The sequence below is a fragment of the Necropsobacter massiliensis genome, from assembly GCF_000827595.2.
GTDB classification, from domain to species: Bacteria; Pseudomonadota; Gammaproteobacteria; order Enterobacterales; family Pasteurellaceae; genus Necropsobacter; species Necropsobacter massiliensis.
Map to the genome: position 1 here is coordinate 1 of NZ_LN776193.1, position 11,262 is coordinate 11,262.

Below are 11,262 nucleotides of genomic sequence, written 5' to 3' on the forward strand. Positions count from 1 at the left end.
GATAGATTGTTAAAGAACAGTTGCATTAAGCAAGGCGTGCAAGTATATACAGAATCTTACTTTACGTCAAGTGATTATTTTTCCATTTTCATCGAAAAAAACCACCGCACTTTCGCCTGCCCGCCGTCATCGCGGCTGCGGAGGCGTATTATAGAGATTTGCCGTTTCGACGCAAGATCTTTTTTGAGAAAAAGATCACGAATGCTTTTTTATTAAACAAATCTGCATAAATAGCACTATTTTTAGCCTATTTATGCAGATTAAACCATCATTTTAATTTTTCTGCGAATGCTCTGACTTTCTGCCAATCCGTATATTCTATCTCTTTTGTCGGATCCGTCTCGCCGCCGGTAAGCTTCATAATTAACTGAATCATTATGCGATCAAAAAAACGGTAACGCGGATAACGCAACGCACCAGCAAAAACTGCCGCCTGTTTAGGCTTCCAGTGAATACGCTGTAAAAATTTTCTGACATACACATTAGTTTGCGGCGTATCTTTACCCGCTTTGCGCGCAGTGAGATTTACACCAAAAAACGCACTGGGCTTTTTATTCAAAAGTGCGGTCTGTTTTTTCACAAAATTGTCCAATGTCCGCTCAAAATGTCCATAACGAATTGAGGCGCCGATAATAATCCGCTCAGCACGCACAAGCGATGTTTCCTGCACATCATGCAGCGATTGAACACTGACGTTTCCGCCTAACTCCATTGCGATGAAATCGGCGATTTTTTTAGTTTGCCCGTCACGGCTCGAATATAAAATTAAGGTTTCCATTTAACTTTTCCAGAATGCCGAGGTACCCAGTACCAGCAAAGAAAACAGCTCCAAACGCCCACACACCATGGCGAACGAGAAAATAAACTTGGCATTATCGGGGACGTGTTCAAAACTCTGACCGGTTGCGCCTAAACCCGGACCGGCATTGGTTAAAGTCGCCAACACACCGCCGATAGCGTCAAAAATTTCCATTCCGCATAAAATCGCCGCGAAAACGCACAACAAAAACACAAATACGAAAGTGATAAAAAAAGCCCAAATACTTTCGATAATCCGTTGCGGTAAAATATCTTTGCCGAACTTAATCGGTTGCACTAAATTAGGATGCACCAACTGATTTAATTCTCTTTTCACCTGTAAACTCAGTACCAACACTCTAATCGCCTTTAAACCCCCGGTGGTCGAGCCGCCGCAACCGCCAATCACCGCGGCAACAACAAGCAACAATGCCAACGCTGCCGGCAAGGTATTAATATCAAAAAGCGTATAGCCTGCCGTCATCGACATCGACGATAACTGTAACGCGCCTTGCGCAAAAGCATCAAACGCGCTTAAATCATAGCTTATATACAAGCCGAGAGAAAAAATTAGAATAAAGCCAATCTGCATGAAAAAGAAAAACCGAAATTCCGGATCGGCATAATAATTTTTCCACACGCCAATCCGCTTAAAATTCGACAACAAGGCAATATGTAAACTGAAATTGCAGCCGGCAATCAACATAAATATTGCCGTAATCAGATAAATCGTCGAATTATTAAAATAGCCGATATTGGCGTCATGGGTAGAAAATCCGCCGTTTGAGATCGTCGAAAAACTGTGCCCTATCGCATCAAACGCATTCATCCCGGCGAACCAATAAGACAAGGCGCACAGTACGGTTAAAAATAAATAGGTAAACCATAATAATTTGGCAATTTCGGCAATTCTGGGGCGCATTTTTTGCTCTTTCAGCGGCCCCGAGGATTCCGCCCGATATAACTGCGTTCCACCGATGCCAAGCAAAGGAATGATCGCGACCGCCAGCACGATAATCCCCATCCCGCCGATCCACTGCAAAAACTGACGATAAAACAAAATGGCCTTCGGTAGCTGATCCAGCTTGGACATCACTGTCGCTCCGGTGGTAGTCAATCCCGAAAAAGACTCAAACACTGCATCGGCAAAACTTAAATGCGTCAGTTCAAACAACATTAACGGAATAGACCCCAACAATCCCAGCACCGTCCAGAACAGCACAACAATTAAAAAGCCTTCCCGCGAGCGCAATTCCGCCTTATGAGAACGGAACATCCACCACAATAGCGCACCGACACTTAAACTAATCGCAAACGCCTGCATAAAGGCCTTACCGCCGCCGTCACCGTATAATAACGCTACAAATGCCGGCGCCAGCATGGTAATGGAAAAACACATCACCAAAATACCGACAATCCGCACGATAGATAAAATATGCACAATCTTCTCTCTTATTCCACTCGCCGCAACTGTAAAGCGCCAGCGGAACATGCTGTTAATTCCTGCTGAAATGGCGCTAGTTTATCACCACTTACGCCCAACTCAAACCGAACGTCTGCGCGAAAATCCTGCGCTTCAATCAGCACATCATATTTCTCGCACAACAATCGCACCCGCTGAGCCAGCCCGTAATCGCACACCAACAGATATCCCTGCCGCTGCGTTTTTAACTGCGTCTCCACTAATCTCAGCGCTTGCCGTACACCGTTGGCATAAGCGCGTACCAGCCCGCCGGTACCTAACAAAATCCCGCCATAATAGCGCACCACCACCGCGCTAATCTCACCGATTCCGCTGCCTAATAGCACATTCAACATCGGTTTTCCCGCACAGCCTGCCGGTTCGCCGTCATCAGAAAATCCCAGCGCCAACGAATCGCTCGGCGTATCCGCCACACACGCCCAGCAGTGATGACGGGCATCGGGATGAAGGCGTTTAATCTCCCGCCAGAATAATTTGGCCCGCTCAAGCCCCGGCGTATGTGCGACATAAGTCATAAACCGGCTTTTCTTAATTTCTTCTTCAAAAACGACCGCACTTTTCGGGATTGGATATTGCATAATGTTTTCTTTGCTTTTGACCGTTATTTGATTGAACGGTATTATACGCACAAAATGGATGAAACGACTAAGAAAACCATGAACGATATTACCATTCATCACACCCTTGATGCGCAGGGTCTGCGCTGCCCGGAACCCGTTATGCTGGTACGCAAAACAATCCGCCATATGCAAGCGGGCGAAGTGCTACTGATTATCGCCGATGACCCCGCCACCACTCGAGATATTCCGAGTTTCTGTCAGTTTATGGAACATCACCTACTAAAAAGCGACACAGAAAAAACGCCATTTAGATATTGGGTGAGAAAGGGGGGAGAAGAGATCATATAAAATGCGTTCAAAAATTAATCCACTTTTAGTTAATTATCATTTTAATCTTGAATTAGCTGCTGGTATCACGCAAATTGAGCGTGGTAACTATATGGATTTTACGATAGATCGCCCGAATGGAATGAACGGTTATATTTTACAACTCACAACTTTCGGGAAAGGAGATGTTTTTGATGGGGAAAACATCTACTCCGTAGAAAGAGGACAACTCTTATTATTTGCACCATATGCAGTACATCATTATGGGCGTAACTTGCAAAACGAATTTTGGCACTATAAATGGATTTATTTTTACCCTAATTCGCAATGGGTTAAATGGTTAAACTGGACGGATACACAAAATACTATTGGCAAAATCCAAATTACCGATAATCAATATTTTCATGAAATAAGTCAACTTTTTACCAAAATTGCTCAAGAGCTACAAAGTAATAATATTTTTAAACAAGAAATAGCATTGAGTTTGCTAAAATATTTATTGATGAAATGCTTTTCGGCAGAACAACCCCAAATGCAAAGCGGTCTAGACAATCGCATTGTAGTAGTATGTAACTTAATTGCAGAAAATTTAATGCAAAATTTAACTATTCAAGAACTTGCTGATAAAGTTTTCTTATCACCATCTCGTCTTTCTCATTTATTTTCCGAATCCATTGGAAGCAGCATCATCCAATGGCGTGAAACCTTACGTATTACCGAAGCAAAAAAGCATCTTTATTTTTCAGATATTTCTATAAATTTATTAGCTAAAAATTTAGGCTACGAAGATCCACTTTATTTTTCAAAAATTTTCAAAAAACACACCGCGCTTTCTCCAACGGAATTTCGCCAACTATATAAAACAAGAAAAGCATAAATGTGATCTAGCTCTCGATTTCATCTCAGTAGCAGAATACTCCATATTCATAACATGATATTACATAGTCATTTCATTTTTTTCGCCCTAATATCCTCATACTTTAATAGATAATTGATTAAAGTATATGCAATGCTACTTATGCAGCCATAATCCACTTTTATTTATAAGGACTCTCTTATGAAAAAATTCAACATCAAAAAGCTGTTCCTTGCTACTTTGTTGACCGCAACATTTTCTAGTACCTTGTTTGCCACCGATATTGTAAACATCTCTAAAATTGACGGTATGCCTTGGTTTAACCGCATGGCGGAAGGTGTTGTGCAAGCAGGTAAAGACAACAATGTAAATGCCTACCAAGTAGGTCCTTCAAACACGGATGCACCACAACAGGTAAAATTGATTGAAGACTTGATTGCTAAAAAAGTAGACGTGATTTCTATTGTTCCGAATGATGCTAGTGCCCTTGAGCCTGTGCTGAAAAAGGCAAAACAAAATAATATTGTGGTACTAACACACGAGTCAGTAGGGCAACCCAGTGCCGATTGGGATATTGAAATTATTGATAATGCACAATTTGCTTCTGATTATGTGGAAGAAATCGCAAAAGCACAAGGTGGTAAAGGTGGCTATGTGATTTATGTGGGTGGTTTGACTGTACCACAACATAATTTATGGGCAGACTTAGTTGTGAAATATCAAAAAGAGCATTATCCAGAGATGTTTGAAGTCACTAGCCGTATGCCTGTGGCAGAAAATATTGATGACGCAAGACGCACGACCATTGACTTAGTGAAAGCGCATCCTGATTTGAAATCCGTGATTTCTTTCGGCTCTCAAGGTCCTATTGGAGCGGGACTAGCAGTGAAAGAAAAACGTTTAAAAGGAAAATTAAACGTATTCGGTATGATGATCCCGTCTCAAGCTGCTTCTTTAATTAAATCGGGCAATATCACCATGGGCATTACTTATGATCCTGCCAGCTCTGGCTACGCGCTTGCCACTGTTGCAGCCAAAATGGTAAAAGGTGAACCCATTGAAGATGGCTTAGAAATTCCAACGGTTGGTAAAGCTAAAGTCGATAAAGAGAATAAATTATTACAATTCCATAATGTCTTAAAAGTGACTAAAGATAATATTGATAAATTGTACTAATCTTCCTTAACAATGGGGCAATACGCCCCATTCTCTAATAAGCGAGTTGTTTATGGCATTTATTTCAATGAAAAATATCAGTAAAACCTTCCATGGAATTAAAGCCTTAAATCAGGTTGAACTGAGTTTAAATTACGGCGAGGCATTATGTTTGGCTGGGCAAAATGGCTGCGGAAAATCAACATTAATTAAAATTCTTTCTGGTGTTTATCAACCTGATAATGGTGCAGAAATAAAAATTGGCGCAATAACTTACAATAAATTAACACCTGAGATTTCAATTAATAAAGGTATTCAAGTTATTTACCAAGATTTAGCTATCTTCCCCAATTTAACTGTTTATGAAAATATTGCTATTAATTCTCATCGAAAATTGGGTTGGGTAAATCAAAAACATCTTCGTGAAATAGCTAAACAAGCTGTAGAAAGTATTCATGCAAATTTAGATCTGGACGCCATTTTAGAAACCTTACCAGTAGCTCAACAACAACTTGTCGCAATTTGCCGCGCTCTTGCACAAAACGCAAAATTATTAATTATGGATGAGCCCACAGCATCGCTAACAGCAAAAGAGGTTAAAGATTTACTTAATGTGGTACTTAAATTAAAAAGCAAAGGAATTAGTATTATTTTTGTAAGTCATAAATTATCAGAGGTAATGAAAGTTTCAGACAGCGTTTTGGTATTAAAAGACGGTAATATGATTGGACAATACCCTATTACTGGCATGACTGAAAAATATCTTGGTTTCCTGATGACAGGAATTGAATTTGAGCAAGTGCGGTTAAATTTGCCAACGTTTTCTAATAAATCTCCTGTATTAGAAGTCAAAGATCTTAGCCGTAAAAACCAATATGAAGATATTAGTTTAAGTTTAAAACAAGGAGAAATTATTGCTATCACAGGCTTACTTGGTTCTGGCAGAACAGAACTTTGTTTAAGTTTATTTGGCATTACGCAACCTGACAGCGGACAAATCCTTATTAATAATCAACCAGTACAACTCAAGACTAACCAAGATGCTATTGCGCATGGCATTGCTTACGTTTCAGAAGATCGGATGAATACTGGACTAATTATGGCAGAAAGTATTCATCATAATATTATTTCGACAATTTTCAAGAAAATCGCTAATAAATTTAAATTGATAAATAACGTTCAAGCCTATCAACAAAGTAACGAATTAATTCAATCTTTAAAAATTAAAGTAAACAATTCAAATCTTGCAGTAAATACGTTATCAGGGGGTAATGCACAACGAGTATCTATTGCTAAATGGCTAGCTATTAAGCCTAATATTATTATCTTAGACTCGCCAACTATTGGTGTTGATATTGCAAATAAAGAAGGTATTTTTCAAATTATAAGAGCATTAGCAGAACAAGGTATTGCAGTGATCTTTGTAACTGATGAAATCGAAGAAGCCTATTTTAATAGCCATAAAATACTCATCATGAAAAAAGGAAGAATTATTAATAGTTTTCTTCCTACAGAATGTACTGAGCAACAAATTGCGGAGGCAGTTTATGAAAGCGCGCAATAACCTTATTTTATTTACCACATTAGCTATACTTTCCATATTGTTAAGTATTTTTACTCAGGACTTTCTTACAATAGAGAATATTTACGATCTTGTTAATAATTACGCAATGTTAATGATCTTAGCTTGCGGTCTTTTTGTTATTCTACTTTCAGGAGGTATTGATATTTCATTTCCTGCGATTACAATTATTTCACAATATGTAATGATTTCTTGTATTTCTTATTATGAAATAGGATTTGTTGGCGTATTTATTATTTCTCTAAGTATTGGTGTTTTACTTGGTTTTATTAATGCAATTATTGTTAATCAACTAAATGTACCTTCTATTATTATCACAATTTCAACCTTAAATATTTTCTATGGGGCGCTACTTTATGTGACAAAAGGCGTATGGCTTTATGATTATCCAGAATGGTTTCAGCAGGAAATTATTTGGTTCAAAATAATCTCTGAAGATGGCTTTGAATATGGATTATCATTCCAAGCAGTTATTGCCTTAATTGCAATTTTACTAACTTATTTAATTATTAATAAACTTACTGTAGGGAGAAAAATCTACGCATTGGGTGGTAATAAAGATGCCACATCTCGCATTGGTTTCAATATATTAAAACTACATTTATTTGCTTATGGCTATATGGGATTAATGTCAGGCTTAGCGGGCATTGTGCAGTCTTACACGGTGCAATCCGTCGCACCTGACTCTTTATTAGGCTATGAGTTAACTGTATTAGCTGCTGTCGTTTTAGGCGGTGCAAGTTTGTCGGGAGGGAAAGGAACATTGTCAGGCACGGTAATGGGCGTTGCATTATTGGCTATTATTCAAAATGGACTAAATTTGCTAAGCGTTTCATCCTATTGGCAAACAGTCATCACAGGGTTGATTATTATTTTCAGCATTAGTGCCACTGCGCTTAGCCAGCGCAAAGGAGTATAAAATGAAAATTGATCATTCTATAAAATATTTATTTATTTTATTTGTTATTGCAATGACCATATTCAGTATTCTTATTCCTGATATTTTTTGGTCAGTGGCTAATTTCCAATCTATGGCTTCACAAATCCCAACTTTAGGTATTTTAACGCTCGCTATGGCAATTACTATGCTCGCAGGGGGAATTAATCTTTCTATCATTGCAGGAATGAATGCTTGTGCTTTAATTATTGCATACTATGTTACTCAACAAGATAGCTTTCTTTACTTATTGTTAGGTCTTTTTTTAAGTTTTCTTTGTGCTGTAATTATCGGATTATTTAATGGTATCTTAATCGCCAAAATTCGTGTATCACCAATTCTTGCAACCTTAGGAACAATGACATTAATCAATGGGCTAAATATTCTAATCACAAATGGTTCAACGATTGCTAACTTTCCTCAGCATATTCTATCAATAAACTCAATTGAACTTGGGCTAATTCCATTACCAATCATTATTTTCCTCACGTTGGCATTTGTGATGTGGCTAGTTTTAGAAAAAACCACATTAGGAAAATCCATTTATTTTATTGGCAACAATGAAAAAGCAACATTATATTCTGGAATAAACACTAATAAGATATTAATTTTAGTTTATGTTATTTCCTCAATATTATGTGTCTTTGCCGCACTAATTATGATCTCTAAACTTAATTCAGCCAAAGCATCATATGGTGACTCTTATTTATTAATTTCCATTCTCGCATCAGTACTTGGAGGTGTAAATCCTGATGGAGGAAAAGGAAAATTAGTAGGAATTATGATTGCTTTAGTTTTATTACAAATGATCGAAAGTGGATTAAATATGCTCGGTATCAGTAGTTATATTACTATGATTTTGTGGGGTTCATTGTTAATTCTCTTTATTTTCTTACAAAAGAATACCTTATTTAAAAAACTTATTTAGGTGAATACTATGCAACAATTTATTCAATCAGGAAAAGCCGTTCTTGGCATCGAATTTGGCTCAACAAGAATTAAAGCGGTACTGATAAATCCCAAAGGGGAGATTTTATCCACAGGCATTTATGATTGGGAAAATCAGTTTATAAATGAAGTCTGGACGTATTCTCAAGAGGAAATTTGGCACGGTTTACAAGGAGCATATGCTGATTTAGCTTCAAATGTGCGTTCGCAGTTTGGTGTGCCGATAAGAAAACTAGCAGCCATTGGTATTAGTGGCATGATGCACGGCTATCTTCCTTTTGATAAAGATGCCAATTTGCTCACACCATTTCGCACATGGCGCAATAATTTCACTTCAAAATCAGCAGAAAAACTGACCGCACTTTTTAATCATAATATCCCGCAACGTTGGAGCATTGCCCATCTCTATCAAGCCATTCTTAATAATGAACCTCACGTGGCTGAATTAGACTTTTTCACCACACTGGCAGGCTATGTGCATTGGCAATTAACGGGAGAAAAAGTGCTAGGTATCGGTGACGCATCTGGCATGTTTCCCATTGATATTGCGAAACAAGATTATGATCAAAGCATGTTAGCGCAATTTGATAGTCTGATTTCTGATAAAAATTATCCTTGGAAAATCAACACATTATTACCTAAAGTCTTGAGTGCAGGAAAAATGGCTGGAAAACTGACTACACTTGGTGCGAAACTGCTTGATCTAACAGGAAACCTAGAGGCTGGCGTTTCATTTTGTCCGCCCGAAGGCGATGCAGGAACAGGCATGGTTGCCACTAATAGCATTGCTGAAACCACGGGCAATATCTCCGCAGGCACATCGGCTTTCGCTATGATTGTATTAGAAAAAAATCTATCTCGAGTTTATCCTGAACTAGATTTAGTCACTACACCAGCTGGAAAATTAGTTGCAATGGCACATGCCAATAATTGCAGTACGGATATTAACGCTTGGATGAAAATCTTTGAACAAAATCTACAAGTTTTTGGCGTCTATGTGACCAAAGAAGAATTGTTTGAAGCCTTGTTTAATCAAGCGTTACAAGGTGAACCTAATTGCGGCGGTTTACTTTCTTATGGATTTTATTCGGGTGAGCATAATGTAGGGCTTGAACATGGCTGCCCTATGCTATTTCATCCAACTAATGCCGAATTTAATTTAGCTAATTTAATCCGCGTCCATCTTTATTCTGCTTTTGCAGCAATGAAAATTGGTATGGATATTTTAATTCAGCAAGAGAATGTACAAATTCGCCAAATTCTTGGACATGGCGGCATGTTTAAAACGCCAAAAGTTGCCGCCCAAATTCTTGCCTCGGCCTTAAATATTCCCGTAGCGACACAAAGTAGTGCTGGAGAAGGGGGAGCTTGGGGAATTGCGTTACTGGCGAATTTCTTAAATTACGCCAACAAAAAATCCTTAGAACAATACCTTAATCACATATTCAAAATCCAACAAATTCATATAGCTCAACCTGATTTAGCCACACATTTGGGATATCAAAATTTTATAGATCTTTATAAAAAAGGGATCGATGTTGTTAAACAAGCAGTAGAAACTAATTTACATTGAGAAAGAATCATTATAGGATTTAAACAGCGTTTGAGTATGTCGCTAAACAATTCGCCATTGAGTTTTTAGCGATTGTCGGATAGGAACGCTGCTTAATGCAAGTCTTATTTATTGTCGCATTTATAGTGTACACCACGCATTAAACCGTGCAGCGCGTGTAGTGCAAGTCGAGATTATTGTACGCTGAATTTGCGTCGCACAAACAGTCATATTTTGCGCTGTCGCAAGATTATTTCGAGTTGTTGCTGTTAAAATTAAGTCACTGGCTATTTAACTTAAAAATGCTATATTCTTCTTCACTTCTGTGAGTTTCTCGGCAAGTTCTCTGTAAAGTGTTTTCGCAATAATCATTACGTTAACTTTACCTGCAGTGGCACTACCAACCAAGGCATTATTGACATTGATTTTGGCTCCAATCACACCAAGAGTAGTGTGCACTACCAAATCAACAAGTTTATTAACATTGTCATCTTTATCTACCGTCCACTCCTTGGTTTGTTGATTTAAATACGATGGGGCTAATCCCACAGCCATCTGTTCAACACTTCTGCCTGCGATACCTTGAAATACCGCGATAACTCAGTGTTGAGTGACCAAATTAGCATAATAAAGCCGTTATTTTAAGTACTTATATCAGATATATAAACACTTTCATTTTTAGCCCAGTTAATTAATTCTATTTTTGTCATCTCTTTAAGTTTTTTTCTTGTTTATGATATACAAAATACATCTTTTTATTACCCTGTTTATCATCCCCCTCCCAAATTTGCCCTCCGAGCATATCGTGAGTACCAGCAAACGACTCCACAAGATGAGCGGATATATCACCCGATTTATACGGAATTACTGCTTTGTCACCAGAATACCAACCTCCCACAACAGATTGGAATCCGCCTGTGGCTCCATATAAAGATATGGCTTCTCTATTTTTTATAGGATCTATTGCTTGAGATAGTGTTGGTAAATTATCATCACCATAATATGTATATGAACCATCAGAATTTTGAGAGCATCGATTTTCTCCACAAATCACATTAAGATCG

12 protein-coding genes are annotated in these 11,262 nt (G+C 38.2%); 7 read left to right on the top strand and 5 right to left on the bottom strand.

Going from position 1 to position 11,262, the window contains the following annotated elements; genetic code table 11:
- Positions 1–268: 268 nt before the first annotated feature.
- Genes hemG through BN3349_RS10705 form a run of 3 tightly spaced genes read right to left on the bottom strand, consistent with a single transcriptional unit; the run spans position 269 to position 2,859 of the window.
- Positions 269–778, bottom strand: a complete 510-nt coding sequence (gene hemG, locus BN3349_RS10695; protein ID WP_040977378.1) for a menaquinone-dependent protoporphyrinogen IX dehydrogenase — start codon at positions 776–778, stop codon at positions 269–271.
- Positions 779–2,239, bottom strand: coding sequence for a TrkH family potassium uptake protein (locus tag BN3349_RS10700; protein ID WP_040977379.1), 1,461 nt, complete (start codon positions 2,237–2,239; stop codon positions 779–781).
- Between the two features lie 11 nt (positions 2,240–2,250).
- Complete coding sequence (locus BN3349_RS10705; protein WP_040977380.1) at positions 2,251–2,859, bottom strand: YigZ family protein; 609 nt, start codon at positions 2,857–2,859, stop codon at positions 2,251–2,253.
- Positions 2,860–2,937: 78 nt separating this feature from the next.
- Between BN3349_RS10705 and tusA the strand changes: the two genes are divergently transcribed.
- From tusA to BN3349_RS10740, 7 genes are all read left to right on the top strand, one after another.
- Positions 2,938–3,189: a sulfurtransferase TusA gene (gene tusA / locus BN3349_RS10710; RefSeq protein ID WP_040977389.1), complete on the top strand. Its 252-nt coding sequence runs from the start codon at positions 2,938–2,940 to the stop codon at positions 3,187–3,189.
- A 1-nt stretch (position 3,190) separates the two neighbouring features.
- Entirely contained in the window at positions 3,191–4,045 is an 855-nt protein-coding gene (araC, locus tag BN3349_RS10715; protein ID WP_040977381.1) for an arabinose operon transcriptional regulator AraC, read from the top strand.
- Positions 4,046–4,225: 180 nt separating this feature from the next.
- Positions 4,226–5,200 carry an autoinducer 2 ABC transporter substrate-binding protein gene (locus tag BN3349_RS10720; RefSeq protein ID WP_040977382.1) on the top strand — a complete coding sequence of 325 codons (975 nt, stop codon included), beginning with the start codon at positions 4,226–4,228 and terminating at the stop codon, positions 5,198–5,200.
- Between the two features lie 52 nt (positions 5,201–5,252).
- Positions 5,253–6,743, top strand: a complete 1,491-nt coding sequence (locus tag BN3349_RS10725; RefSeq protein WP_040977383.1) for a sugar ABC transporter ATP-binding protein — start codon at positions 5,253–5,255, stop codon at positions 6,741–6,743.
- Positions 6,727–7,680: an ABC transporter permease gene (locus BN3349_RS10730; protein ID WP_040977384.1), complete on the top strand. Its 954-nt coding sequence runs from the start codon at positions 6,727–6,729 to the stop codon at positions 7,678–7,680. Before BN3349_RS10725 ends, BN3349_RS10730 begins: the two co-directional genes overlap by 17 nt.
- A gap of 1 nt (position 7,681) precedes the next feature.
- On the top strand, positions 7,682–8,626 hold the full coding sequence (locus tag BN3349_RS10735; RefSeq protein ID WP_040977385.1) for an ABC transporter permease: 945 nt from the start codon (positions 7,682–7,684) through the stop codon (positions 8,624–8,626).
- Positions 8,627–10,219, top strand: a complete 1,593-nt coding sequence (locus BN3349_RS10740; RefSeq protein WP_101430493.1) for a xylulokinase — start codon at positions 8,627–8,629, stop codon at positions 10,217–10,219.
- A gap of 270 nt (positions 10,220–10,489) precedes the next feature.
- Here the strand turns inward: BN3349_RS10740 and BN3349_RS10745 are convergent, their stop codons facing one another.
- Entirely contained in the window at positions 10,490–10,753 is a 264-nt protein-coding gene (locus tag BN3349_RS10745) for a hypothetical protein (protein WP_040977387.1), read from the bottom strand.
- A 151-nt stretch (positions 10,754–10,904) separates the two neighbouring features.
- On the bottom strand, positions 10,905–11,262 hold a 358-nt coding region (locus tag BN3349_RS10750), incomplete at its 5' end, for a hypothetical protein (protein ID WP_040977388.1).

Excerpts from the sequence above, each read along its gene's own strand:
- BN3349_RS10725 (WP_040977383.1), top strand. The coding sequence starts at position 5,253 with ATGGCATTTATTTCAATGAAAAATATCAGTAAAACCTTCCATGGAATT.
- hemG (WP_040977378.1), bottom strand. The coding sequence starts at position 778 with ATGGAAACCTTAATTTTATATTCGAGCCGTGACGGGCAAACTAAAAAA.
- BN3349_RS10735 (WP_040977385.1), top strand. The coding sequence starts at position 7,682 with ATGAAAATTGATCATTCTATAAAATATTTATTTATTTTATTTGTTATT.
- BN3349_RS10720 (WP_040977382.1), top strand. The coding sequence starts at position 4,226 with ATGAAAAAATTCAACATCAAAAAGCTGTTCCTTGCTACTTTGTTGACC.
- tusA (WP_040977389.1), top strand. The coding sequence starts at position 2,938 with ATGAACGATATTACCATTCATCACACCCTTGATGCGCAGGGTCTGCGC.
- BN3349_RS10745 (WP_040977387.1), bottom strand. The coding sequence starts at position 10,753 with ATGGCTGTGGGATTAGCCCCATCGTATTTAAATCAACAAACCAAGGAG.
- BN3349_RS10705 (WP_040977380.1), bottom strand. The coding sequence starts at position 2,859 with ATGCAATATCCAATCCCGAAAAGTGCGGTCGTTTTTGAAGAAGAAATT.
- araC (WP_040977381.1), top strand. The coding sequence starts at position 3,191 with ATGCGTTCAAAAATTAATCCACTTTTAGTTAATTATCATTTTAATCTT.
- BN3349_RS10730 (WP_040977384.1), top strand. The coding sequence starts at position 6,727 with ATGAAAGCGCGCAATAACCTTATTTTATTTACCACATTAGCTATACTT.